At 74.3% G+C, this 23,341-nt stretch carries 22 protein-coding genes; 15 read left to right on the forward strand and 7 right to left on the reverse strand.

Going from position 1 to position 23,341, the window contains the following annotated elements; translation table 11 throughout:
- Positions 1-3 precede the first annotated feature (3 nt).
- The 8 genes from murD to dnaJ all read left to right on the forward strand — a co-directional run bounded on the left by murD (position 4) and on the right by dnaJ (position 10,521).
- Positions 4-1,374 carry a UDP-N-acetylmuramoyl-L-alanine--D-glutamate ligase gene (gene murD / locus WMF20_RS10005; RefSeq protein ID WP_437612731.1) on the forward strand — a complete coding sequence of 457 codons (1,371 nt, stop codon included), beginning with the start codon at positions 4-6 and terminating at the stop codon, positions 1,372-1,374.
- Entirely contained in the window at positions 1,374-2,690 is a 1,317-nt protein-coding gene (ftsW, locus tag WMF20_RS10010) for a putative lipid II flippase FtsW (RefSeq protein WP_437612733.1), read from the forward strand. Before murD ends, ftsW begins: the two co-directional genes overlap by 1 nt.
- Positions 2,684-3,901, forward strand: a complete 1,218-nt coding sequence (murG, locus tag WMF20_RS10015; protein WP_437612735.1) for an undecaprenyldiphospho-muramoylpentapeptide beta-N-acetylglucosaminyltransferase — start codon at positions 2,684-2,686, stop codon at positions 3,899-3,901. Before ftsW ends, murG begins: the two co-directional genes overlap by 7 nt.
- On the forward strand, positions 3,901-5,307 hold the full coding sequence (gene murC, locus WMF20_RS10020; RefSeq protein WP_437612737.1) for a UDP-N-acetylmuramate--L-alanine ligase: 1,407 nt from the start codon (positions 3,901-3,903) through the stop codon (positions 5,305-5,307). The genes murG and murC overlap by 1 nt, the downstream gene beginning before the upstream one ends.
- Positions 5,304-6,323, forward strand: coding sequence for an FtsQ-type POTRA domain-containing protein (locus tag WMF20_RS10025; protein WP_437612739.1), 1,020 nt, complete (start codon positions 5,304-5,306; stop codon positions 6,321-6,323). Before murC ends, WMF20_RS10025 begins: the two co-directional genes overlap by 4 nt.
- 129 nt (positions 6,324-6,452) lie before the next feature.
- Complete coding sequence (gene ftsA / locus WMF20_RS10030; protein WP_129574135.1) at positions 6,453-7,775, forward strand: cell division protein FtsA; 1,323 nt, start codon at positions 6,453-6,455, stop codon at positions 7,773-7,775.
- A gap of 245 nt (positions 7,776-8,020) precedes the next feature.
- Positions 8,021-9,283, forward strand: coding sequence for a cell division protein FtsZ (gene ftsZ, locus WMF20_RS10035; RefSeq protein WP_129574136.1), 1,263 nt, complete (start codon positions 8,021-8,023; stop codon positions 9,281-9,283).
- A 152-nt stretch (positions 9,284-9,435) separates the two neighbouring features.
- Complete coding sequence (dnaJ, locus tag WMF20_RS10040; RefSeq protein WP_044985705.1) at positions 9,436-10,521, forward strand: molecular chaperone DnaJ; 1,086 nt, start codon at positions 9,436-9,438, stop codon at positions 10,519-10,521.
- A gap of 27 nt (positions 10,522-10,548) precedes the next feature.
- Here the strand turns inward: dnaJ and WMF20_RS10045 are convergent, their stop codons facing one another.
- The 5 genes from WMF20_RS10045 to WMF20_RS10065 form a co-directional block, all read right to left on the reverse strand.
- Entirely contained in the window at positions 10,549-11,715 is a 1,167-nt protein-coding gene (locus tag WMF20_RS10045; protein WP_437612742.1) for a PrsW family intramembrane metalloprotease, read from the reverse strand.
- A gap of 39 nt (positions 11,716-11,754) precedes the next feature.
- Entirely contained in the window at positions 11,755-12,615 is an 861-nt protein-coding gene (locus tag WMF20_RS10050) for a hypothetical protein (RefSeq protein WP_129574139.1), read from the reverse strand.
- Positions 12,612-12,884: a DNA gyrase inhibitor YacG gene (locus WMF20_RS10055; RefSeq protein WP_437612744.1), complete on the reverse strand. Its 273-nt coding sequence runs from the start codon at positions 12,882-12,884 to the stop codon at positions 12,612-12,614. Before WMF20_RS10055 ends, WMF20_RS10050 begins: the two co-directional genes overlap by 4 nt.
- 59 nt (positions 12,885-12,943) lie before the next feature.
- Complete coding sequence (locus WMF20_RS10060) at positions 12,944-14,353, reverse strand: trypsin-like peptidase domain-containing protein (protein ID WP_437612746.1); 1,410 nt, start codon at positions 14,351-14,353, stop codon at positions 12,944-12,946.
- 119 nt (positions 14,354-14,472) lie between these two features.
- Entirely contained in the window at positions 14,473-15,432 is a 960-nt protein-coding gene (locus tag WMF20_RS10065; RefSeq protein ID WP_437612748.1) for a hypothetical protein, read from the reverse strand.
- Between the two features lie 126 nt (positions 15,433-15,558).
- Between WMF20_RS10065 and tsaB the strand changes: the two genes are divergently transcribed.
- From tsaB to recO, 5 genes are all read left to right on the forward strand, one after another.
- Positions 15,559-16,377: a tRNA (adenosine(37)-N6)-threonylcarbamoyltransferase complex dimerization subunit type 1 TsaB gene (tsaB, locus tag WMF20_RS10070; RefSeq protein WP_437612750.1), complete on the forward strand. Its 819-nt coding sequence runs from the start codon at positions 15,559-15,561 to the stop codon at positions 16,375-16,377.
- Positions 16,374-17,222, forward strand: a complete 849-nt coding sequence (locus WMF20_RS10075; protein ID WP_437612752.1) for a Crp/Fnr family transcriptional regulator — start codon at positions 16,374-16,376, stop codon at positions 17,220-17,222. The genes tsaB and WMF20_RS10075 overlap by 4 nt, the downstream gene beginning before the upstream one ends.
- 234 nt (positions 17,223-17,456) lie before the next feature.
- Positions 17,457-18,290 (forward strand): tetratricopeptide repeat protein, encoded by an 834-nt coding sequence (locus tag WMF20_RS10080; protein WP_129574145.1) that lies wholly within the window; start codon positions 17,457-17,459, stop codon positions 18,288-18,290.
- A 108-nt stretch (positions 18,291-18,398) separates the two neighbouring features.
- Complete coding sequence (locus tag WMF20_RS10085; protein ID WP_437612754.1) at positions 18,399-18,833, forward strand: helix-turn-helix domain-containing protein; 435 nt, start codon at positions 18,399-18,401, stop codon at positions 18,831-18,833.
- Between the two features lie 69 nt (positions 18,834-18,902).
- Positions 18,903-19,622, forward strand: coding sequence for a DNA repair protein RecO (gene recO, locus WMF20_RS10090; RefSeq protein ID WP_437612756.1), 720 nt, complete (start codon positions 18,903-18,905; stop codon positions 19,620-19,622).
- A 12-nt stretch (positions 19,623-19,634) separates the two neighbouring features.
- Here the strand turns inward: recO and WMF20_RS10095 are convergent, their stop codons facing one another.
- The gene (locus WMF20_RS10095) at positions 19,635-20,807 is read right to left on the reverse strand and encodes a hypothetical protein (RefSeq protein WP_437612758.1); all 1,173 of its coding nucleotides are present in this window, start codon (positions 20,805-20,807) and stop codon (positions 19,635-19,637) included.
- Positions 20,808-20,972: 165 nt separating this feature from the next.
- Between WMF20_RS10095 and WMF20_RS10100 the strand changes: the two genes are divergently transcribed.
- Entirely contained in the window at positions 20,973-21,392 is a 420-nt protein-coding gene (locus WMF20_RS10100) for a hypothetical protein (RefSeq protein WP_129574149.1), read from the forward strand.
- An 83-nt stretch (positions 21,393-21,475) separates the two neighbouring features.
- Positions 21,476-22,375 (forward strand): ferrochelatase, encoded by a 900-nt coding sequence (hemH, locus tag WMF20_RS10105; RefSeq protein ID WP_129574150.1) that lies wholly within the window; start codon positions 21,476-21,478, stop codon positions 22,373-22,375.
- Positions 22,376-22,391: 16 nt separating this feature from the next.
- Here hemH and WMF20_RS10110 read toward each other — a convergent pair whose 3' ends face one another.
- A complete protein-coding gene (locus WMF20_RS10110) occupies positions 22,392-23,207 on the reverse strand; it encodes an SDR family oxidoreductase (protein ID WP_437612761.1) in 816 nt (271 codons plus the stop codon).
- Between the last annotated feature and the right edge of the window lie 134 nt (positions 23,208-23,341).

A 23,341-nucleotide genomic window follows, 5' to 3' on the forward strand; every position in this document is an offset into this window, starting at 1 on the left:
GGCATGATGGACGTCCGCGGGCGAACAGTGATCGTCGTCGGGCTCGGGCGGAGCGGCGTCGCGGCCGCGCGCCTCCTCCTGGAGCGCGGCGCGCGCGTGATCGCGAACGACGGCGCGCCGCGCGAGCGGCTCTCCGCCGCCGCCGCGTCCCTCGAGGCGGAGGGCGCCGTCCTCGCGCCGGGCGGGCACGATCCGGCGCTGTTCGACGGCGCCGACCTCGTGGTCGTCTCGCCGGGCGTGCCGTCGTTCACCGCGCTCGACGCCGTCGAGCGCTCCGGGCGCGAGGTCATCGGCGAGCTCGAGCTCGCGTCGCGCTTCGTGTCGGCGCCGATCGTGCTCGTCGGCGGGACCAACGGCAAGAGCACGACGACGGCGCTCACGGGCGCGATGCTCGAGCGCGCCGGCCTCCGCACCTTCGTCGGCGGCAACTTCGGGACCCCGCTCGCCGAGGTCGTCGGGGAGGCGTGGGACGCACTCGTCCTCGAGATCTCGAGCTTCCAGGCGGAGCGCGTCCCGACCCTGCACGCCCGCGCGCACGCCCTGCTGAACATCACCGACGATCACCTCGATCGGTACCCGAGCTTCGCGGCGTACGCGGACGCGAAGGGCAACCCGTTCGAGCGGATGACGCCGGAGGACGTCGCGGTCGTGCCCTTCGGCGACGAGCTCGTCGCCCGCCAGGCGGCGCGCGGGCGCGCCCGCGTGGTGACGTTCAGCGGGCGCGACGCCCGCGCCGACGTGAGCGCCTCGGGCGGCGCGATCGTCGATCGCGTCGCCGGCGCGAGCTACCCGCTGGAGCGCGTCCGCCTCACGGGCGCGCACAACCTCGCGAACGCATGCGCCTCCGTCGCGCTGGCCGCCGCGCTCGGCGCCCCTCCGGCGGCGATCGCCGACGCGCTCGCGCGCTTCGAGGGGCTCCCGCACCGGACCGTGCTCGTCGCCGACGTCGAGGGGGTCCGCTACTACGACGACTCGAAGGGGACCAACGTCGGGGCCTCGGTCGCCGCGCTCTCCGGCCTGCGCGAGGCGAAGGCGGTGCTGATCGCGGGCGGGCGCGACAAGCTCGGCGACTACGCGCCGCTCGTGGCCGCGCTGCGCGAGCGCGGGCGCGCCCTCGTCGTCCTCGGCGAGGCCGCGGACCGCATCGCCGCCGCGGCGGAGGGCGCCCTGCCGATCGCGCGGGCGGGCTCGATGGACGAGGCGGTCCGCGCCGCGCGCTCGCTCGCCCGGCCGGGCGACGCGGTGCTGCTCAGCCCCGCGTGCTCCAGCTTCGACATGTTCCGCGACTACAAGGACCGCGGCGACGCCTTCGTCCGCGCGGTCCGCGCGCTGGAGCGAGCCGCCGGCGGGGCCGCCGGGGAGGTGGCGTCGTGATGTGGAGCGGCAAGCTCGGCGCGGGCGAAGGCGCGCCCAAGAACCGGCACATCGGCCCCGCGGAGCAGGAGAAGGCGGCGCCCGGCGCGGCCCTCGCGGCCGCCGAGGCCTTCTGGAAGGGGTCGAGCCCCTCGGGGCCCGTCGACGCCCTGCTCGCGGCCGTCGTCACCGCGCTCATCGGCTTCGGCGTGGTGATGGTCTACAGCGCGAGCGCCGTCGAGGCGACCGTGCGCTACAAGGACGCGCAGTTCTTCCTCAAGCGCCAGGCCGTCTACGCGGTCCTCGCGATCGCGACGATGTGGATCACGAGCCGCGTCGATTACCGCCGGATCAAGGTCCTCACGTACCCGGTGCTCATCGCCGTGACCGCGATGCTCGTCGCCTGCGTGGCGGGGCTCGGCCACAAGGCGGGCAACGCGTACCGGTGGCTCGCGCTCGGCCCGGTCAACGTGCAGCCGGCCGAGGTGGCGAAGCTCGGCATCGTCATCTGGCTCGCCTACTCGCTCTCCAAGAAGGCCGACCGCATCAAGTCGTTCTCCGTCGGCTTCCTCCCGCACCTCATCGTGGTCGGGCTCCTGATGCTCCTCTGCCTCAAGCAGCCCGACTTCGGCAGCGCGGTCGTGCTGCTCTTCCTGACCTTCACGCTGCTGTTCGTCGCGGGCGCGCGCGTCCCGTACATCGCCGCGTTCTCCATGCTGCTGGCGCTCGCCGGCGCCGCGCTCGTGCGCTTCAGCGGCTACCGCTACGCGCGCTACCTCGCGTGGATCGACATGGACAACAACCGCGCCGACCTGGCGTACCAGCCGTTCCAGTCGGTCATGAGCTTCGGCTCCGGCGGGGTCTTCGGCCTCGGGCTCGGGCGGGGGCTGCAGGTGCTCTACCTGCCGGAGGCGCACACCGATTTCGTGTCCGCGATCGTCGGTGAGGAGCTCGGCTTCGTCGGCATCGTCGGCCTCTGCGCGGCGTACCTCGTCATCGTCTCGCGGGGCGTGAAGATCGCCCTCGAGGCCGACGACGATTACGGCAGCTTCATGGCGTTCGGCATCGCGACGCTCTTCGGCGTGCAGGCGATGACGAACCTCGCCGTCGCGATGGCGATCCTCCCGACGAAGGGGCTCACGCTGCCGTTCCTCAGCTACGGCGGCTCGTCGCTGCTCGTGAACGCCGCGGGCGCGGGCATCCTGCTCAGCATCAGCCGCGCGCGGACCCCGGTTGCGCTCGCGCAGGGCGGCGTGGCGGGCGCTTCGCCCGTCCCGAACGCGCCGAGCGCGTCCGCCGTGATCGCCACCTCGGCGGAGGGGGGCGGCGCATGGTGACCGTCCTGATCGCCGGAGGCGGCACCGGCGGCCACGTCTTCCCGATGGTCGCCGTGGGCGACGCGGTCCGCGCCGCCGCGCGCGACGAAGAAGCGCGCGTCGTCTACGTCGGCACCGCGCGCGGCATCGAGGTGCGCGTCATGCGCGAGCGCGGCGACGCCCTCGAGCTGCTCCACGTCCTGCCGCTCCGCGGGGGCGGGCTCTCCGGCTTCGTGCGCGGCGCCGCCCGCGCGGGCCGCGTCCTCCCGGAGGCGAGGCGGCTCGTCGAGCGGCTCGACGCCCGCGTCGTCCTCTCGCTCGGCGGGTACGCCAGCGGCCCGGTCTCCCTCGCGGCGCGCTCGCTCGGCGTGCCGGTCGCGATCCTGGAGCCGAACAGCGTCCTCGGGCTGTCGAACCGGCTCCTCTCGCCCATCGTCGACCGCGCGTACGTCGCCTTCCCGGAGGCGGCGCGCGCGCTGCGCCCGAGCACGGTGCGCCTCTTCGGCGTCCCGCTCCGGCGCGCCTTCGCCCGCGCGCCGTACGCGCCGCGCGAGGGCGAGCTCCGCCTGCTCGTGCTCGGCGGCAGCCAGGGCGCGCTCGCCCTGAACGACGTCGTCCCGCGCGCGATCGCGCAGGGCCGCGAGCGCGGCGTCGCCCTCGAGGTCGTGCACCAGACAGGGAGGGACCGCGAGGCCGCGGTCCGGTCGCTCTACGCCGAGCTCGGCCTCGCCGAGCGCGCGCGCGTCGTCCCGTTCATCGACGACGTGGCCGAGGCGCTCGCCGCGGCCGACGTCGTGATCGCCCGCGCGGGCGCGTCGACGCTGGCCGAGCTCTGCGCCGTCGGGCGCCCGTCGATCCTGATCCCTTACCCGTTCGCGGCCGACGATCACCAGCTGAAGAACGCGCAGTCCCTCGAGCGGGCCTCCGCCGCGGTGGCGATCGCCCAGGCCGACGCCACCGAGGCGCGCCTCGCCGGCGAGATCGCCCGGCTCGCGGCCGCGCCCGCGCTCCGCGCCCGCATGGCGGACGCCGCGGCGGCCCTCGCCGCGCCGGACGCCGCGGCGCGCGTCGCCGCCGATCTGCTCGAGCTCGCGCGAGCTCCGCGCCACCGCGCGCTGCGCTTGCCCGCCCCCTTCGGCCGCGCGGCGCGCGGCGGGGAGGCGCCGCGCCGCGCCGTGATGAAAGAGGCCGCGCCGGTCGGTGCTGCCCTCGGTCGGGAGGAGGCAGGCTGATGTTCCGCGGTCGGGTTCGCCACGTTCACTTCGTCGGCATCGGGGGCGTCGGGATGAGCGGCCTCGCCGAGATCCTGCGCTCGCTCGAGTTCGAGGTCTCCGGCTCGGACCTCAAGGAGAGCTCGACCACGCGGCGGCTCACGTCGCTCGGCGTCCGGATCGACATCGGCCACCGCGCCGAGAACGTCTGCGGCGTCGACGTCGTCGTGTATTCGAGCGCCATCCGGCCCGACAACCCCGAGCTCACCGAGGCGCGCGCGCTCGGGATCCCGGCGATCGGGCGCGCGGAGATGCTCGCCGAGCTGATGCGCGTGAAGTACGGCGTCGCGATCGCGGGCTCGCACGGCAAGACAACCACGACCTCCCTCGTCGCCACGGTCCTGCGCGCCGCCGGCCTCGATCCCACCGTCGTCGTCGGCGGCAAGATGGCGGCGCTCGGCACGAACGCGCGGCTCGGCGCCGGCGACCTGCTCGTCGCCGAGGCCGACGAGAGCGACGGCTCGTTCCTGCGGCTCACCCCGACGATCGCGGTCGTCACCAACATCGACCCCGAGCACCTCGATCACTACGGCACGCACGAGCGCATCAAGGACGCCTTCGTCGAGTTCGCCGCGCGCGTGCCGTTCTACGGGCTGGCCGTGCTCTGCCTCGACCACCCGCACGTCCAGGATCTGCTCCCGCGCATCCCGCGCCGCCACGTCACGTACGGCGTCTCGCCGCAGTCGGACTACTCGGCGCGCGGCATCCAGTTCCGCGGCCTGGAGACGAGCTTCAACGCGTACCGCCGGGGCGAGCCGCTCGGCGGGTTCACGGTGAGGATGCCCGGCGCGCACAACGTCCTGAACTGCCTCGCCACGATCGCGGTCGCGGACGAGCTCGAGGTGCCGCTCGACGTCACGAAGCAGGCGCTCGCCACGTTCGGCGGCGTCGCGCGCCGCTTCACCGTCGTCGGCGCGATCGGCGGCATCACGCTCGTCGACGACTACGGCCACCACCCGGCCGAGATCCGCGCCACCATCGACGCGGCACGGCGCGCGTTCCCCGGCGAGGACCACCGCGTCGTCGTGGCCTTCCAGCCGCACCGGCACACCCGCACGCGCGACCTCTTCGACGAGTTCACGCGCGCCTTCAACCAGGCCGACGTGCTGCTCGTCACGGACATCTACGCCGCGGGCGAGGCGCCGATCCCCGGCGTCACCGCCGAGCGGCTCGTCCAGTCGATCCGGGAGCACGGCCACCACGACGCGCGCTACGTCGCGGACAAGGCCGACCTCGCGGAGGCGCTCGAGCAGATCGTCCGGCCGGGCGACGTGGTCATCGCGCTCGGCGCCGGCGACGTGAACGCCTGCGTGCGGGAGCTCAAGGCGCGCCTCGAGGCGAAGGCACCGCACGAGGGCAGCCCATGACCGAGCGCCCGAGCGCCCCGCCGCCGAACCGCCGTCGCGCGTCGACGGTGCCCCCGGCGCCGCCTGGCCGGGCGGCGCCCGCGCGCGGCTCGAAGCCGGAGCCCGTGGCCGCGGCGCCGGCGCCGAAGAACGAGCGCGTGCGGCCGGCGACCCCGTCGTCGCACGAGTCGCCGGCCCCGCCCGCGACGAGCGTCTCCGTGCGCCCGCCGCGCCCCCCGTCGAAGAGCGGCCCACCCACCGGGGCGCGCCCGGCGCGGCCGATCTCGCGCCACCTCCGCGCGCTCCAGCTGCTCGCGGGCGCCGCCGTCGTGCTCATCGCCTCGACCGCGGTCGCGTGGGGCGCGCGCCGCTACATCGTGTCGAGCCCGCGCTTCGCCGTGCGCACGGTGCTCGTCGACGGCGCGCAGCGCCGCTCCGCCGAGCAGATCGCGAGCTCCGGCGGCATCGAGGTCGGCAAGAACATCTTCACGCTCGACCTCGAGCTCGCCAGCGCATCGATCTCCACCGATCCCTGGATCGAGAAGGCGACGGTCACCCGCACGCTCCCCTCGACGGTCCACGTCAGCGTCGTCGAGCGGGAGGCGCAGGCCCTCGTCGCGATCGGCGGCGATCTCTACCTCGCGACGCGCGACGGGGAGCTCTTCAAAGAGCTCGCCGAGGACGACCCGTTCGATCTCCCGATCGTCACGGGGATCACCGGCGAGCAGGTGGCGCGCGATCGCGCCGGTGTCATCATCGCGGTCCGGCGCCTGCTCGACGTCGTCGAGGACATGGAGCGCGCCGGCGTCGCCCGCCGCTATCCGATCCAGGAGCTCCACGTCGAGCGGGACGGGTCGGTCGTCATCACCATCGGCAAGGAGGGGATCGCGCTCCACCTCGGGCAGCCGCCGTACCGCGACAAGGTCGGCCAGGCGGCGCGGGTGCTCACCGAGCTCGCCCAGCGGAAGGCGAGCGCGTCGGTGATCTTCCTGGACAACGACGCGCACCCCGAGCGCGTCGTGGTGAGGATGAGATGACCGCCGTCGCGCCCGCTCTCCGCGCCGGCGATCGCCGAGCAAAACTTGGCCGGTCCTCTCGGCTCGTGGCAGCGTCGTGCCCGCCTGACACGCGCATGGGGCTCGTCCCCGCATGAGGTGGTGCACGCAATGAAGAGCCGGATGGAGACTACTGAGATCGTCGTCGGCCTCGACATCGGGACGACCAAGGTCTCGGCGGTCGTGGGCGAGATCGACGCTGATGGGATCACCATCCTCGGGGTGGGCAACGTCCCGTGCCGCGGCCTGAGGAAGGGCGTGGTGAGCAACATCGACTGGACGGTGCGCTCGATCGCCGAGGCGATCGAGGCCGCGCAGACGATGGCGGGCGTCGAGATCCGCACCGTCTATGCCGGCGTCGCGGGCAGCCACATCCGCTGCCAGCAGTCCGACGGCGTCGCCGCGGTCTCGGGCGGCGAGGTCACCCGGCTCGACGTCGAACGGGTCCTCGAGGGCGCGCGGGCCATCCCGGTCGACGCCGATCGCCAGATCCTGCACGTCCTGCCGCGCGAGTTCATGGTCGACAACCAGGACGGCATCCGCGACCCGGTCGGCATGAGCGGCGTCCGGCTCGGGGTGAAGGTGAACCTCATCACCGCCGCGACCTCGTGCGTCCAGAACGTCGTCCGCTGCGCCGAGCGCTGCGGCCTCACCGTGGCCGACGTCGTGCTGGAGCCGCTCGCCAGCGCCGAGGCCGTGCTCTCCGAGGACGAGAAGGAGATCGGCGTCGCCATCATCGACATCGGCGGCGGCACGACCGACCTGCTGCTCTACGTGGACGGCGGCATCGCGCACGCCAGCGTGATCCCGGCGGGCGGAAACAACGTGACCGCGGACATCGCCGCCGGGCTGCGCACGCCGATGGGCGAGGCGGAGCGCCTGAAGCGCAACGCCGGCTGCGCCCTCGGCCGCATGGTCGGCGACGAGGAGGAGATCGAGGTCCCCGGCGTGGGCGGGCACCTGCCGCGCAAGGCGGCGCGCCGCGTCCTGTCGGACATCATCGAGCCGCGCGTCGAGGAGATCTTCGCGGTCATCCGCAAGCGGATCGAGGACACCGGCATGCTGGAGCAGCTCTCGGCCGGCGCGGTGGTCACCGGCGGCGGCGTCTTGATGGAGGGGATGACGGAGTTCGCCGAGGAGATCCTCGGGATGCCGGTGCGCCTCGGCGTGCCGGTCGGCGTGCGAGGCATCACGCAGCTCGTGGCTGGCCCGCAGTATGCGACCGGGGTGGGCCTCGTTCAGTACGGCGCCAACGCTCTCGCGCAGGCGCGCGCGCTCACGCCGGTGACGCACGAGGCCGCTCACGCCGGCCGCGCGGAGGGCCGCCGCGAGAAGCTGCGAGAGCGCGAGCCGCGCCGGGAAGTCATCGAAGAAATGCCGATTGAAAAGAGGTCGAGCGGGAGGTTCTGGAACTGGCTCCGAGCAGCATTCTAGGCATGACGTAGCAAGAGAAAGTTGTTAGACAATTGGGTTTGAGAGGGCCGGAGAACGCGCTGGCGAGCCCTCTTGAACGCAAAGTCAAGAGGGTCTGAAAAGCGGTGTTCGAAGGGGAAGAGGCGCCCCTCTGAACGCCGTCCGGCGCGAGGACGTCCTCGCGCACTTAGGGTTCCGTGCCGCTCGACCTCCGCGAGGGTCGGCGCCGGGCCGAGCGGCTAGCTGTACATCCCCGGGAGGAGTTCATGAGTTTCTCCATCGAGTTTGCCGACGAGCACACCGGGTACGACGCCCGGATCAAGGTCATCGGTTGTGGCGGTTCTGGCGGCAATGCAGTCAACACGATGATCAACTTCGGCCTCGAGGGCGTGGAGTTCATCGTCGTCAACACGGACGCCCAGGCGCTCGGCGCGAGCCTCGCGCCGACCAAGCTCCACATCGGGGCGAGCGTCACGCGCGGTCTCGGCGCGGGCGCCGATCCCGAGAAGGGCCGCAAGGCGGCGCTCGAGGACGTGACCCGGGTGAAGGAGTGCATCCAGGGCGCGGACATGGTGTTCGTCACCGCGGGGATGGGCGGCGGCACCGGCACGGGCGCCGCGCCGGTCATCGCGCAGCTCGCGCGCGAGGAGGGCTGCCTCACCGTCGGCGTCGTGACGAAGCCGTTCTTCTTCGAGGGCAAGCAGCGCTCGCGCCGCGCCGAGCTCGGCCTCGCGATGCTCGCCGAGCACGTCGACACGCTGATCACGATCCCGAACCAGAAGCTCCTCACGCTCGGCGACGAGGACCTCTCGTTCGTCGAGGCGTTCCGCAAGGCGGACGAGGTCCTCTACCAGGCGATCAAGGGCATCAGCGATCTCATCACGCAGAACGGGATCGTGAACGTCGACTTCGCGGACGTGAAGACGGTGATGTCGAACATGGGCCGCGCGCTCATGGGCACCGGCTGCGCGAAGGGGCAGGGCCGCGCTCGGCTCGCCGCCGAGATGGCCGTCAGCTCGCCGCTGCTCGACGACATCTCCGTCGAGGGCGCGACGGGCGTGCTCATCAACATCGTCGGCGGCCCCGACATGCGGATGCGCGAGATCGAGGAGGCCGCGACGCTCGTGCAGGAGCAGGCGCACGAGGACGCGAACATCATCTTCGGCGCGACGATCGACGAGAACATGGGCGAGATGATCAAGGTCACGGTCATCGCCACCGGCTTCGATCACCTCGTCGCCGAGGTCCCCCAGCAGCTCGCGAGCGCCGCGCAGCCCCGCGCCACCGCGCACTCCATCGGCGCGTCGCTCGCCGCCGCGACCGGGCCGATGTCGGCCCGCTCCGCCTCGAGCCCTCCTCCCATGACGCAGCGCCAGCCGCACCGTCACGAGGAGGTCGCGTACCCGACCACCCGCCGTCCGGCGCCGCAGGTGCAGTCGGCGGGCGGCGGCCCGCGCGACCGCGCGAGCTTCGTCCCGCCGCTCGACTCCGACTGGGACACGCCCGCGTTCCAGCGCCGCGGCCAGTAGCAGCGCCGCGGCCTGCACGGAAGATCTCGCCACGCCCGGGTCACCGTGGGCGTTCACGCTGTATTACGCGTTGACAGGCGCGGGCGACGACTTATGGTCTGCCGGCGCCTATGCCCCCTGCCGGGCAGGATCGACGCGGCGGTCCACGATTCATGAGTGAAAAGCGCGACTTCTACGAAGTTCTTGGCCTCGCGCGAGACGCGACGCCTGACGACATTCGCAAGGCCTATCGTCAGGCTGCGTTGAAGTACCACCCGGACCGGAACCCCGGCGATGCGTCGGCGGAGGCCCGCTTCAAAGAGGCCACCGAGGCGTACCAGGTCCTCTCCGACGAGGAGAAGCGCAGGCGGTACGACCAGTTCGGCCACGCCGGCCTCGAGGGGATGGGGGGCGCGGCCGACAGCGACATCTTCTCGCACTTCCAGGACATCTTCTCGGAGTTCTTCGGCGGCTTCGGCGGCGGGCAGCGGAGGCGGCGCGGGCCGGCGCGCGGCCAGGACATCCGGGTTCAGCAGCGGCTCTCGCTGCGCGACGCCCTGCTCGGCTGCAAGCGGGAGGTCGTCCTGCGGACGCCGGTCGCGTGCGACGAGTGCTCCGGCTCGGGCGCGAAGCCGGGGACCAAGCGCAAGCCGTGCGGCACGTGCGGCGGCGCCGGTCAGGTCTCGACCTCCCGCGGCTTCGTGATGTTCACCCAGACCTGCCCCGAATGCTCGGGCGAGGGGTCGGTCATCAAGACGCCGTGCGCCGTCTGCAAGGGGTTCGGGGCGGTCGAGAAGACGCGCAAGGTCGTGGTCAACTTCCCGGCCGGCATCGACGGCGGCCAGCGGCTGCGGGTGCCGGGCCAGGGCATGCCGGGCGCCCAGGGCGCCCCGCCGGGCGATCTCTACGTCGACGTCGATCTCGCCGCGGACGAGCGCTTCGAGCGCGACGGCCTCGACCTCATCACGCGCGTGCCCATCTCCTTCGTCGACGCGGCGCTCGGCAGCACGGTCAAGATCGACCTGCCGGACGACACGGCGGTCGACGTCGAGGTCCCGGCGGGCGTCCAGCCCGGCGAGGTGATCTCGGTCAAGGGCAAGGGAGCGCCGCGGATCGACGGCCGCGGCCGCGGCTCGCTCCAGGTGATCGTCCAGGTCGAGGTGCCGCGGAACCTCTCGCCCGCGGCGCAGGAGCTGCTCCGCAGGTTCCAGGACGAGGTGGCGAAGCACCAGCCTGCGGCGAAGGCGGCGACCGCGTAGCGCCCGTCGCGAGGGCGCGCGGCGCGGTCAGCGCGTCGTGCCGATCCAGGCGCCCGCGCACGCGAGGCTGAAGGCGATGGGGGCGAGCGCGGTCGCGAACACGACGGCGACGGGCGCCGCGAGGCCGAGCAGCACCAGCGTGCCGACGATGGCGAGCGCCGCGGAGGCGGCCGGCTCGAGGAGGCTCCCGGTCGACGAGGCCCGGGCGACGAGGTAGCCGGCGAACGGGAACGCCGCGATCGCCCCGGCGACCAGGAGCAGGAGCGGCGCTGCCGCGGCGGTCGAGGCGTCGCCGCGATCCACCGCCGCGAAGTCGACGCCGAAGCGGTGGCCGAGCGCGACCGCGAGGGCGAGCGTGGTCGTCATCACCCCGACCGTGACGAGCGCGCCGAAGGCGATCCAGGTGAGCATCACCGGCCGCTCCGTGCGCCTCAGCGCCTCGCGCACCGTGCCGAGCGACGGCGGCGCGATGTGGGGCAGGAAGCGGCGCTGCTTGCGCTGCGAGCTGTGGGGCGACGCGCTCCGGCGGAGCAGATCGCGCGCGGCCAGGAAGACCACGACGCCGAGGCCGAGGAGCACCGGGGCCGCGAGGAAGAGCGCGACCGGGCGGCACGCGAAGACGATGTAGTCGTACGCGCCGTTGAGCAGCATCGCCACGAGCCACGCGGCGTTGAAGCGGCGCCCGCCCAGCGGCCGCTTGCGCTCGCGGCCCAGCGCGTAGCCCCAGAGCGAGGCGAAGGACAGGTGCGCCGGCACGGCGAGCAGCGCCCGCGCGATGTCGATCGGCGACAGCGGCCGGCCCCACAGGTACACGGCGTTGTGGGCCGACACGAACCCGAGCGCCGCCGCGGCCGCGTAGACGAGCCCGTCGAACGGCTCGGCCACGGCGCGCAGCCGGGCGATCGGCGCGACCGCCGCGACCTTGAGCCCCTGCTCCAGCGGCGCCGCGACGACGAACAGGTAGACGAGCGTCACCGCGTCGAGCGTGCCGGCGTTCTTGTCGACGCCTTGCCAGCGCTGGAGGAAGCTCTCGAGCAGCAGCGCCGGCACGAACGCGATCGCGCCGAGCACCGCGGTCCCCACCACGAACCGGCGCCTGCCGTAGAGGCGCTGCGACCCGAGGAGGAGCGCGGCGAGCCCCCCGACCGGCGCGGCGACGGTGGCGAGCCAGAGGAGCACGGAGGCGGCGTTCATGGCGCGAGCGGCAGGGCGGTGGGGCCGGCGGCGCGGCGGCTAGAAGTGGAGCCCGGCGACCGCGGTCAAGGCGAGCGCCGAGCCCACGCTGGAGCCCTCGGCCGCGAGCAGATCGGCCTTGGCCTGCTGCGGCGCGGCGGCGGCCTCGCCCTTGATCCGGTCGATCTGCGCCGTGGAGAGGCCGGGCCTGGTCAGCGCCAGGAGCTCCCAGCTCGCGTTCGCGCCGATCGAGAAGACCGGCGAGAGATAGAGGTCGAGCCCGCCGGAGATCCTCCCGTAGAAGCCGCGGATCGCGATGGCGTCGGCCGCGCCGCTCACCGCGCTCTTGAAGCTCCCGAGCCCGGCGTAGCCGAAGCCCAGATCGACGTGCGGATCGAGCCGGCCGAGCGGGAGGTGCAGGCCGACCTCGCCGCCGAGGCTGAAGAGCTGCCAGTCGTCGAAGAACCCGACCCGCCCGCGCGCGCCCAGCGTGAAGTAGAGGAGCCGGACGCCCGCCCCGGCGCCGAGCACGCCGCCGTTCGCCGAGCTGGAGATGAACCCGGCCGTGAGCTCCTCCTCGTCGATGTTGAACGTCTGGAGGCCGACGTTCTCGTAGCCCCCCTCGACGTTCAGCCAGATGAGCTCGAGCCCGCGCCCCGAGTCCTCCTTCTTCGCCTCGTCGAGGCGCCTTGCCGTGTCGTCGGGCGGCGCGGGCTCCGGCTCGGGCATCGTCATCGGCGGTGGCGGCGCAAGACCGCCGGCCTGCATCGAAGGATCGTACGGGTTCGTCTGCGCGGGCGCGGCCGCGCCGCCGCCCGGCGAAGCCCCCAGGGCCGGCTGGCCCTGCTGCGCCGCGGCGGTGGACGCAGCGGCGGCTGACGCGAGAACGGTGAGCAAGCAAAGCGCGCGGCGAGCGATCATTCGTCCTCTTCCTGAATGTTGCCGCCGAGCCCATTCGCCCGTCCCCTGGACTCCAGGGCCTCGTCGTCGTTCGTCGAGGAGACGGGTGGGCCAGGCACCCGGTAGCTGCCGTCGAGCCAGCGGCCGAGATCCAACAGCTTGCACTGGGGCGAGCAGAACGGAAAGACCGGGTTCTCGGGCCTGGGCCCCGCCGACTTGCGGCAAATCGGGCAACTCGCGCCTGCCGAAGCTCCCATGCGGCCTACCGTAGCAGCCTCCATCGCGGGCATGTAGCCCGCCAGTCCGCCCTCCCGCGCGCGTGGACCGAGCGCGCCGGAGCCGCGCCCGCTCAGCGCGCCGGGACGGCGAGGTACCGGGGCGCGCCGTTGCGCCGCACCCGGAGCAGCAGATCCTGGCGCCCGGCCGCGCGCAGACGCGCCGTCAGATCGGCGCCGCCGCGCACCGGCGCGCCGTTCAGGTCGAGGACCACGTCGCCCACCTCGAGGTGGCCGGCCGCCGGGCTCTGCGGCGAGATCGACTCGACGAGCGCGCCCTCGAGCGCGTCGCTCGCCAGCACGCCGAACGGCGGCTCCTCGGCGTCCGTGGGGGCGCGGCCGTCCGGCGCGCGCCGGCCCGACGGCGGATCGCGCAGGGCCGAGCGCTCGAGCTTCACCGTGGCGCACCGCTCCGCGCCGCCGCGCCTGTACGTGATCTTCACCTCGTCTCCAGGCTTGGATCGCCGGAGCGCGCGCGCGAGCTCGCGCGCGTGATCGACGCGGCGCCCCTCGACCGACGTGACCACGTCGCCGGGCCTGAAGCCGAGGCGCGACCCGGGGCTCTCCGGCTCGACCTCGGTGATCAGCGCGCCCATCCGGCCGGGGAGCCGGAGCGCCCGCGCGAGGTGCGACGTCACCTCCTGGAAGCTGATCCCGAGGCGCCCGCGGGCCACGCGTCCGGTCTCCCGCAGCTCGGGGAGGATCTCCACGACCTCGTCGATCGGCAGGGCGAAGCTGATGCCCCGGCCGCCCTCGTGGATCGCCGTCGCGATGCCGATCACCTGTCCCGCCGCATTGAAGAGCGGCCCGCCGCTGTTGCCCGGGTTGATGGCGGCGTCGGTCTGGAGGTACCCGTCGAGGCTCCCCGCGCCCATCGGCCTCGACGTCGCGCTGATGATGCCGCGGGTCACCGTCGGCCCGAGCCCGAACGGGTTGCCGATCACGAGGACGTCGTCCCCTGGCCGGATCGGAGCGCTCGATCCGAGGGACGCAGCGCGCAGCGACCCCGCCCCGCGCAGCTTCAGCAGCGCCACGTCGAGCGCAGGATCGCGCCCGACCACGGTCGCCTCGAAGGCGCGCTCGTCCGCGAGCTGCACCTCGATGCCGAACGCGTCGCCGATCACGTGCTCGCTCGTCAGCACGAGCCCCTCCGCGGCGATCACGAACCCCGATCCGATCGCCCGCTCCACCCGCGGCGCGCTGCGGCCGAAGGGGGATGTCGGGGTCGCGCGCCCGTCCGGCAGCGAGGTCGCGCGCAGGGTGGCGACGGTCACCACCACGGGCCGCACCTGCTCGATCAGCGCAGGCAGGGGCCACGCGACGCCGGCCGCCGGCGGCACCTCCTCGCGCGGGATCGAGCACGGCGCGCCCGCCGCCTCGCGGGGCGGGGGGGAGAGCGCGGCCGCCCGGCCGTCGCAGGCAGCGAGCGGCGCGGCGCCGAGGAACCCGACACACGCCCATGCTGCAGCGCGGAGCCGTTCCACGCGCCGGACGTAGGGCTTCGGGGGGAGACCGCAAGCAGCGCCGGGACCGCGCTGGAGATCGCGCCCCGCGCGCAGGCGGGCGGCGCGCCGCCTGGCCCGGACGAGGCCGCGCGACGCGCTCAGCCGGGAGGCGCGCCCCGCGCGGCCTCCGTGCGCACCACCTGGACGACGACCTCCACGAGGCGGCCGCCGGGCTGGGCGAACGACGCCTTGCCGCGACCGCCTTCGAAGCGCCACGCCAGATCGGCCGGCGCGCCGGTCTCGCCGCCCTCGGCGCCGGCGCGGATCACGGCGCTGACCTCGAGGGTCTGTTTCCCGGCCGTCACGGCGCCGCGCGCCACGGCGAACGTCCCTCGGCCGAGCAGCGCGATCGTCCGCTTCGCCAGGTTGCCGAGGTGCCGCGCGGGCGGCTCTTCCCCCTCCGGACGCCACGACGCGATGTGCCCGGCCTCGTCGACGTCGATCACGAAGCGCGCCTTCCCGGCGCTCCCCAGCGGCAGCGTCGCCCAGCTCGGATCCGCCTGGCACGCCGGCGGGATCGCCCTCGTGAACGCGCGCCCGAGGCTGCGCACCGCGCTCGGGCCGGCCGCCCCGAAGTCGCCCTCTCCGCCCTCGCCCGCGCTCGTCCGCGCCGCGGCGGGGCGCGCGGCGACGGCGCGCGCCGCGTCGCCGGCGGCCTCGTCCGCCGCGGGCGACCGGCGCTCGTCGGCGGGCCGCGGCGTCGCCCTGGGCCGGGGCGCTGCCCTGGGCCGAGGCGCCGCCTGGACGCGCGGCGCCGGCGCGCCGCCGGCCTCGTCATGGCGCGCCGCTGGCGCCTCGGGCCGGGCGGCGTCTGCCGGAGCGGGCGCCGCCGGTGCGCGCTCCGGTCCGGTGCGCGCGTCGGCCGGGGGCGTGGGACCGCCGCCGCCCGGCAGCGCCGCGGTGGTTCCGGTCCAGAGATCGATGGGCTCGCGCTCCGCCGTGGGCGCGGCGGGAGCGCTCGCGGGCGCCTCCGGGGTCAGCCGCGCGGACCCCCACGCGCCGAGGTGCACGAGCGCCGAGGCGAGGAGCGCCGGCAGCATCGCTCGTTGATCGCGCATCGGCTCGCACTCCGCGCCCGGGCCCGGTCGAAGGGGCCGCGGCGCCCAGCACCTCGCTGAAGCCCGTTGCCCGTGGCCCGTGGTTCTGCCAGACAGCACCGCGTCTGCAACGTTCCCGAGCGCGCCTTGAACCTCCTCGCCCTCTCCACCTCGACCCCGCGCGGCAGCGTCGCGCTCTTCGATGCAGCGGACCTGGACGGTTCCGCCGAGGCGGCCGCGCCTCCGCCCGGCGCCCCCGCCGCCGATCGCGCGGCGGCGCCGGGCGCGGGCGCGCGCCTGCTCGCCGCGACGGCGTACGCCGACCTCCACGGCCACGCGGAGCGCATCTTCGGCGCCATCGACGAGGTCCTCGCCGCGGCGGGCGTGCCGCCCGCGGCGGTCGAGGCGCTCGGCTGCGACGTGGGGCCCGGCTCGTTCACCGGGGTGCGCGTGGCGGTCGCGGCGGCCAAGGGCGTCGCGCTCGCGCTCGACGCCCCGATCGCCGGCGTCACGTCGCTCGAGGCGATGGCCGCCGCCGCCTTCGCCGGAGGCGCCGCGGCCCCGGGCGATCTGCTCGTCCCGCTGATCGACGCCAAGAAGGGGGAGGTCTTCCTCGCCGCCTTCGACCGGCCCGCCGCGCCGCCTTCGATCCCGCCGCGGCACCTGCCGCGCGACGCGGCGTTCGACGCGGTCGCCGCGCTCGCCGCGGGCCGCCGGATCGTCGTCGTCGGCGCGGTCGCCGAGGAGATCGAGGCGCTCCGGCCCCTCGCCGTCCGCGGCGAGGCGCTGGATTTCCCTGACGCTGCGTGGATCGCGCGCCTCGCGGCGGGCCGGCTCCGGGCCGCCGCGCCGGGCGGCGAGCGCGGGAGCGCGGCCCGCGGGCACGACCCGGCGCTCCTCGAGCCGCTCTATGTGCGCGCGCCGGACGCGAAGCCAGCCGAGCTGGGATACACTCCGCCCCGATGACCAGCTCGTCTGAAGGGGACGGCGTCGCACCCGACGCGGAGCGCGACGCCTCGAGCCCCAGCGACGCGGAGCGCGCGCCGCCGCCCGCTGCGGCTGCGGCGCCCGCGCGTCCTCGCTCCACCCCCGCCGCGGCGCCCGAGGGGCCCGACGAGCTCTCCGCCCGCGCGGAGCCGGCCGAGTCGGTGCCCGATCCCGAGCGGCTCCGCGCCCGGTTCGGCCGCCCGTTCGAGGCGGGCGACGTCATCTTCCGCGAGGGCGAGCCCGGGACCGAGGCCTATCTCCTGGAGGAGGGGAGGATCCGGCTCATCAAGAAGGTCCGCGGCGCCGAGCGCAGCCTGATGGTCCTGAAGCCCGGCGATCTGTTCGGCGAGTCCGCGCTCCTCGGCGGGGCGGCGCGCTCGTCCACGGCGATCGCGCTGTCGCGCGGCGTCGCGCTCGCGCTCGATCAGGGCACGCTGCAGAACCTCGTCGAGCGCAACCCGGCCGTCGCCCTGCGCATCATCAAGCAGCTCGTGGGTCGGCTCCGCGACGCGGAGGACCAGATCGAGATCATGATGCTCAACGACACGCAGTCGAAGGTGGTGAACGCGCTCCTCAAGCTCGCGCAGCAGTCGCGCGCCGCGAGCGGCGCCTCGTCGAACGGCGCCTCGTTCGCGATCTCGCCGATGGAGCTGTCGACCCGCGTCGGCCTCGACGTCGACACCGTGAAGCGCGCGGTGCAGCAGCTCCGCGAGGGCCAGTACCTGCGCGTCGCCGACGAGCGCCTCGAGATCCCCGACATCGAGGCGCTGCGGAGGTTGTTCGGCCTGCTCGGCGTCAAGGACGAGATCCGCGGCGAACAGTGAGGTCCAGGAATCCCCCGCTCTGGCATCCTAGGCTGACCTGACATCTGCTGAAAGTGGAATCGCGATCGCGAGGACGCGCCGCGTCTACAAGGCAGATTCGCGGGTTGACGTGACCAGCGGCCTGGTTTACTCAGGGGTCCCCGCAGGGCAGCTCAGCTCTCGCCCTGACGTGGTGCCGCGCTGCGGCGTTGCTCAGCAGCGGAATCAAGATCGCACATGACATCGCAGCGACACATGACAGCAGCGACGCGCGCGGGGTGCATCCGCGGCGCGGCTGTCGTCTTGTCGCTCGGGTCGCTGCTCGCGGCTGCGCCGCTCGCGGCGTGCGGCGGCGCGCAGCCCGCGGCGCAGGCGGACGAGACGCGCTCGCTCGCCGAGTACGACCTCGCGCGCGATGCGTTCCAGCACGGCCGCCCGCGCGAGGCGCTCGCGCACGTCGAGAAGGCGCTCGCGCTCGACGAGGACAACGCGGAGGCGGCCTATCTGGGCGCGCTGCTCCTGCTCGGCTTCTGCGCCGGCGACGCCCACTCCAGCGACTGCCGGTTCGACAGCGCCGAGAAGATGGCCCGGCGCGCCCTCGAGGCGAACCCCGAGATGCGGGACGCGAAGAACGCGCTGGGGGTCATCCTCGTGCACCAGCGGCGCTACGACGAGGCGATCGCGGTGCTCAAGCCGCTCACCGAGGACATCCTCTACGCCTCGCCGGAGAAGTCGTGGGGCAACCTGGGCTGGGCGTATCTGCTCAAGGGCGACAACGACGCGGCGATCGACGCGCTACGCCGCGCCGTCGCGGCGCAGCCCCTCTTCTGCGTGGGGCAGTACCGGCTCGGCCTCGCCTACGAGAAGCGGGGCGAGCTCGATCTGGCGCGCGAGGCGTTCACCAGGGCGGTCGAGACCGACCAGCCGGAGTGCCGGCGGCTGCAGGACGCGTTCGACGCGCGCGCCCGCGTCGCCGAAAAGAGGGGGCTTGTGGACGACGCGCGCGCCGATCTCGAGCGGTGCCGCGAGATCGACGCGACGACGCCGGTGGGGCAGCGCTGCGCTGCACAGTTACAGACGTTGCAATAGGCCCTCGGCGCCCCTCGCTCCGAGAAGGATCTCGGGGAGCGTTAAGGGGTTGAGCAACGGTTCTCGGGGTGAGTAGAGTGACGACCGAATGACGATGGGTGGAATGGGATGGAGTCGATCGGACGCTACCTGAGACGCACGCGTGAGGCCCGAGCCATGAGCGTGGAGGAGGTCGCCCGCGCCACGCGCATCCCCGTGATCTCCATCGAGCGGATCGAGGCAGATCATTTCGATGACCTGCCCGGCGAGGTGTTCGTTCGCGGGTTCCTGAAGGCGTATGCCCGCGCCGTCTCGCTCCCGATGGAGGAGGTGCTGGCTCGATACACGGCGAGCCGCCGGATCGCGCTGGTGACGCCGCTGCCTATCGCAGCGCCCGCGCGCCGCACCCAGAGCCGGCGGTTCGGGGTCGCGATCGCGTTCGTGCTGCTGCTCATCTTGTTCACGCTGGCGCTCAGCATCGTGCTCCGGCCCCGCGGCCACGACATGCCGCCGGAGCTGTCGGAGAGCACCGTCGTGGGGGCTCGTACCTCGCCCTCGGCCTGAGGGCCAAATTTTCGCCGCGCGCTCGCCGCGGCTCGCGATTCAACCCGCCGTTCCCTGCCATCTCCTGCCATGCCCCGATCCGTTCGCCCGCGGACGGAGCGGCTTCGCACCGAGGCGCTCCTGGTCCGGCGTGTCCCCTTCGGTGAAGCCGATCTCCTGGTCGGGCTCTTCACCGAGCAGGGCGGGCTCCTCTCTGCCACCGCGCGCGGCGCGCGCCGCTCGTCGAAGCGCTTCCCGGCGCTCGAGCCGATGCACCTCTTGCGCGTGACCCTCGAGATCCGCCCCGGCGCCGAGCTGGCGCAGCTCACGGAGGCCGCGATCGAGCGCCCGCGCCTGCGGCTCGCGGGGGATCTCGGGCGCCTCGAGGTCGCGGGGCGGGCGCTGCGCTGGGTGCGCGAGATCGCGCCGGCGCACACCGCCGAGCAGGCGGCGTGGCACGAGCTGAACCAGCTCCTCGACCGCCTCGACGAGGCGTCCGTGGCGCCGCCTCAGGTGCTCCTGGCGGAGACGGGCCTGCGCCTTCTGGCCGCCTTCGGCTGGGGTCTCGAGCTCACGCAGTGCGTCCGGTGCGGGCGCGCATGCGACGCGACCCAGTCGGCCCACGCCGACCCGGCCCGCGGCGGCCTCGTGTGCCGTACGTGCGGCGGCGGCCCGCTCTTGCTGCGCCCCGAGCCGCGGGAGCGCCTGCTCGCGGCGATGCTCGGCGGGGCGCCGATCCCGGAGGAGGACGTCCCGATCGCGCTCGACCTGGTGGAGGGCGCGCTCACCGCGCACGCGAGCGGCAGCTAGGTCGTCAGCGCCTCACGCCACCGCTCTCCAGAAGCGGCTCACCGCGCGCGGCGCGTCCGGCGTCCCCTCGATCTCCACGTACGGCCTGCCGGGCGCGGTGCGCGGGAACGAGAAGCTGCCGGTGTTCGCGTACCCGTCGCCGAGCGCTTCCCGGTGCGTGTGGCCGAAGACCACCAGCTTCGCGCCGGTCGTCGTCGCCACGCGGCCGGCGCTCTCGGCCAGCCGCTCCGCGACCGTGCCGGCGTAGCGGTTGTGGCCGCTCGCCCAGCTCACGCCCATCAGCAGCGCGCCGAGGCCCATCGCCGCGGCGCCCGTCTCCCGCGCGCCCAGGCCGAGCGCCGCGAGCCCCGCGCCCATCGACAGCGTCGCGATCACGCGATCGAAGTACAGCCGCGTGAAGGTGCTCGCCGCGCTCTCGAGCGTCGGCGTGGCCGCGAGCCCGAGGAGCTCGTCGGCCATCGCGCGCGGCACCCCGAGCTCGTGCGTGAAGCGCTCGACGACCTCGGCCCCCACCGTCGCCTCGCCCCGCGCGCGGTAGAGCGGCCCGCTCTTCAGCATCGCGCCGATCGCCGCGTGGAAGTAGCGGTAGATGACGTACGGCGCGCGCGGGCCGTACCAGGTGAACGCCGAGAGGAACAGCCGGAGCGGCGTCTGGTCGTTCGCCTGCAGGTAGCGGTGCGCGCCGGTCGGCGCGATGAACTCCTCGACGAAATGGACGCCGAGGCTGCGCTCGCCGACGACGAGCGGGTGGGCGGGGGCGTTGTCCGGATCGTACAGGTGCCCGTGCTCGATGTGGATCGCCCCCTCGCGGAAGAACCAGGGCGTCGTCCGGATCCGCGACCGGGCCTCACCGGTGAGATCGAGCGCTTCGGCCAGCGCCTGCGGGAAGTCGGGCGCTCCGACCTCGGCGTCGTGGTTGCCCCCCGCGAGCCAGAGCTCGCCGCCCCGGTCGAGGTGCTCGGCGAGCGCCGCCCGCGCGGTCGGGTGCGCGAAGAGCGCCTCGCGCAGCGCGCGCGGCCGCGGCATCCAGGGCGACTCGGACGAGAGATCGAACAGATCGCCCGCGACCACGATGCGGGCTCCCGGGTGGGCCGCCACGAACCGGGCGAGATCGGCGGTCACGTCGCCCGGCGTCTGGCGCACGAGGTGGAGATCGGCGAGGACGACCGTGCGGCGCTGCGTCATAACCCTGTCTATTCACCACGTCCGTCCGGACGCTGCAACTCGCCGCCCGTCGCAATCTCGCCGGGACGGAGCTCGCGGCGTGCGAGCTCAGCGCTCGACATCGGCATCGCGGACACGTCCCTCCTGGGCTCGACGCCCGCGCCGACGCGTCCCATGCAAGCATGTATGGAAGGCTCGGAGCGGACGCGACCTTCGGCCCAGCGGGTGAGCGGCGGGTTGCTCGCGGAGATCACCCGCGCGTTGAAGGGCAAGGACATCGAGGCCCTCTCCCGGATCTACGCCGACGACGCGGTGATCGAGGAGGTGAGCAGCCGGCATCCCCCGGCCCATCCCAACGTCACCACCGGGAGGCCGGCGATCCTGGAGCGGCTCCAGGAGGACCTCTTCCGGGATCCGGTCTCGGACTGGGCGCGCGAGCTGGACGCGACGGAGATCCTGGACGGCATCGAGACCGACGACGGGCTGGCGTTCACGGAGGTCCGGGTCTACGCCGCGGGCGACCGGGTCGTCGCGCAGCACCTCGCCCGCAAGAGGAACGGCCTCATCGGCCACGATCGCGTCGTCGTCGCCTGGGACGCGGAGTGAGCCGCTGCGATGCGCCGGCGGCGCCGCCGCCGCGCGCCGTCGACGCCGGCGCTGCCCGCGCGGCGGCGATGTAGAGTGGCGCCGTGACCACCGCCGTCCTCCTCAGCTGCCACGGGACCGTCGAGCGGCTCGACGATCTGCCGGCGTTCCTCGCCAACATCCGCCGCGGCCGGCCCGCCCCGCCGGAGCTGATCGACGAGGTGCGGCGCCGCTTCGAGAGGATCGGCGGCTCGCCGCTCCTGCGCATCACGCAGGCGCAGGCGGACGCGCTCGCCGCGCGGCTCGGCCTCCCGGTCGCCATCGCGGGGCGCCTCTTCCATCCGTATCCCGGCGAGGTGCTCGCGTCGCTCCACGCGAGCGGCGTGCGCTGCGTCGTCTCGCTGCCGCTCGCGCCGCAGTCGGTCGACGTCTACCACGCCGTGGTCCGCGACGCGGCCGCGAAGCTAGGCGGCATGGAGGTCAGGTGCGTGCCCGCGTGGGGGCTCGAGCCGGCGCTGATCGACGCCTTCGTCGAGGTGATCGACGAGGCGCTCGCGCGCTTCCCCGAGGAGCGCCGGGCGCGCGTGGCGGTGATCCTCTCGGCCCACAGCCTGCCGCAGCGGATCATCGAAGCGGGCGATCCGTACGAGCGCCAGTTCCGCGCGATGGCCGCCGAGGTGGAGCGCCGCGTCGCGCCCCGGGGCAACCCGGTGCTCGTCGCGTTCCAGAGCCAGGGCATGACCGGCGACGCCTGGCTCGGCCCGGATCTCCGGTCGACGTTCGAGGCGCTCGCCGCGCGCGGCGCGCGCGAGGCGCTGGTCGCGCCGATCGGCTTCGTCGCGGATCACGTCGAGACCCTCTACGATCTCGACGTGGAGGCGCACGTCATCGCCCGGGAGGCGGGCCTCGCCCGGCTCGAGCGGGCGCCGGCCGTGAACACGCGGCCGCGCTTCATCGACGCCCTGGAGGCGCTCGTCCGGCGCGAGCTCGGGCCCGCCGCGTAGGCGGGCCGCCGCCGGCTCAGCCGCCTGCGGGCCGGCCCTTGCGCGGGAGCCGCGCGACGGCCGCGTTGAGCAGCCCCGGCGCGTACCGCGCGAGCGACACCCCGAGCTTGGCGTGGCCGGTGACGATCGCCTCGGCGCGGCGCGCGGCGATGGCGTCCATGATCTGCCGCGCCGCCGTGGGCGTCGGCATGATGAGCCAGCGCGGCACCGGCTCCCGGGCGCCGTCGCGGAGCTTGCCCGCGTTGTCGATCCGGCGGATCTCGCTGTCCACGAACCCCGGGGCGACGTGCGTGACCGCGACGCCGTCGGCGTGGAGCTCGGCGCGCAGCGTCTCGGCGAGCGCGCGCACCGCGAACTTGCTCATGGTGTACGCGCCCATCGTGGGGAACGCGATGTAGCCGCTCGCGCTGCCCATGAGCGCGACGCCGCCGCGCGCGCGCTTGAGCTCCGGCAGCGCGGCCTTCACGGTGCGCAGCGCGCCGAAGACGTTCGTCTCGAGCTGCCGGCGGAAGTCGTCGAGCGAGAGGTCCTCGACGCGGCCCATCACGCCGAACCCCGCGTTCGCGATGGCGACGTCGAGCCGCCCGAACGCCTCGATCGCCTGCGCGACGGCGCGCTCCACGTCGCCGTCGCGCGTGACGTCGCAGGCGGCCGCGATCGCTTCGCCGCCGGACGCCCGGAGCTGGCCGGCGAGCGCCTCGAGCCGCTCGGTCCGCCGCGCCGCGAGGACGACGCGGCCGCCGCGCCGGGCGACCTCCCGGGCGAGCGCCTCGCCGATGCCCGACGACGCGCCCGTGATCAGAACGACCTGCCCTGCAAGCCTGCTCGCCATGGCCCCTCGCATACCACGATCGCGCGGCGGCCGACCCTGGCGCGCCCTCGGCCGCTCGCTCATGCTCGGCCTTCCTCCACTCGGCTAGGATGGGCTTGCCCGGCCCGACCGGGCGCCGCATTCCCAGCGGGAAC

It is taken from the genome of Sorangium sp. So ce834, from assembly GCF_051521425.1.
Taxonomy (GTDB): Bacteria; Myxococcota_A; Polyangia; order Polyangiales; family Polyangiaceae; genus Sorangium; species Sorangium cellulosum_D.

Bases quoted from the DNA above. Each gene is read 5' to 3' on its own strand.
- murD (WP_437612731.1), top strand. From the start codon at position 4: ATGATGGACGTCCGCGGGCGAACAGTGATCGTCGTCGGGCTCGGGCGG.
- ftsW (WP_437612733.1), top strand. From the start codon at position 1,374: ATGTGGAGCGGCAAGCTCGGCGCGGGCGAAGGCGCGCCCAAGAACCGG.
- murG (WP_437612735.1), top strand. From the start codon at position 2,684: ATGGTGACCGTCCTGATCGCCGGAGGCGGCACCGGCGGCCACGTCTTC.
- murC (WP_437612737.1), top strand. From the start codon at position 3,901: ATGTTCCGCGGTCGGGTTCGCCACGTTCACTTCGTCGGCATCGGGGGC.
- WMF20_RS10025 (WP_437612739.1), top strand. From the start codon at position 5,304: ATGACCGAGCGCCCGAGCGCCCCGCCGCCGAACCGCCGTCGCGCGTCG.
- ftsA (WP_129574135.1), top strand. From the start codon at position 6,453: ATGAAGAGCCGGATGGAGACTACTGAGATCGTCGTCGGCCTCGACATC.
- ftsZ (WP_129574136.1), top strand. From the start codon at position 8,021: ATGAGTTTCTCCATCGAGTTTGCCGACGAGCACACCGGGTACGACGCC.
- dnaJ (WP_044985705.1), top strand. From the start codon at position 9,436: ATGAGTGAAAAGCGCGACTTCTACGAAGTTCTTGGCCTCGCGCGAGAC.
- WMF20_RS10045 (WP_437612742.1), bottom strand. From the start codon at position 11,715: ATGAACGCCGCCTCCGTGCTCCTCTGGCTCGCCACCGTCGCCGCGCCG.
- WMF20_RS10050 (WP_129574139.1), bottom strand. From the start codon at position 12,615: ATGATCGCTCGCCGCGCGCTTTGCTTGCTCACCGTTCTCGCGTCAGCC.
- WMF20_RS10055 (WP_437612744.1), bottom strand. From the start codon at position 12,884: ATGCCCGCGATGGAGGCTGCTACGGTAGGCCGCATGGGAGCTTCGGCA.
- WMF20_RS10065 (WP_437612748.1), bottom strand. From the start codon at position 15,432: ATGCGCGATCAACGAGCGATGCTGCCGGCGCTCCTCGCCTCGGCGCTC.
- WMF20_RS10075 (WP_437612752.1), top strand. From the start codon at position 16,374: ATGACCAGCTCGTCTGAAGGGGACGGCGTCGCACCCGACGCGGAGCGC.
- WMF20_RS10080 (WP_129574145.1), top strand. From the start codon at position 17,457: ATGACAGCAGCGACGCGCGCGGGGTGCATCCGCGGCGCGGCTGTCGTC.
- WMF20_RS10085 (WP_437612754.1), top strand. From the start codon at position 18,399: ATGGAGTCGATCGGACGCTACCTGAGACGCACGCGTGAGGCCCGAGCC.
- recO (WP_437612756.1), top strand. From the start codon at position 18,903: ATGCCCCGATCCGTTCGCCCGCGGACGGAGCGGCTTCGCACCGAGGCG.
- WMF20_RS10095 (WP_437612758.1), bottom strand. From the start codon at position 20,807: ATGACGCAGCGCCGCACGGTCGTCCTCGCCGATCTCCACCTCGTGCGC.
- WMF20_RS10100 (WP_129574149.1), top strand. From the start codon at position 20,973: ATGGAAGGCTCGGAGCGGACGCGACCTTCGGCCCAGCGGGTGAGCGGC.
- WMF20_RS10110 (WP_437612761.1), bottom strand. From the start codon at position 23,207: ATGGCGAGCAGGCTTGCAGGGCAGGTCGTTCTGATCACGGGCGCGTCG.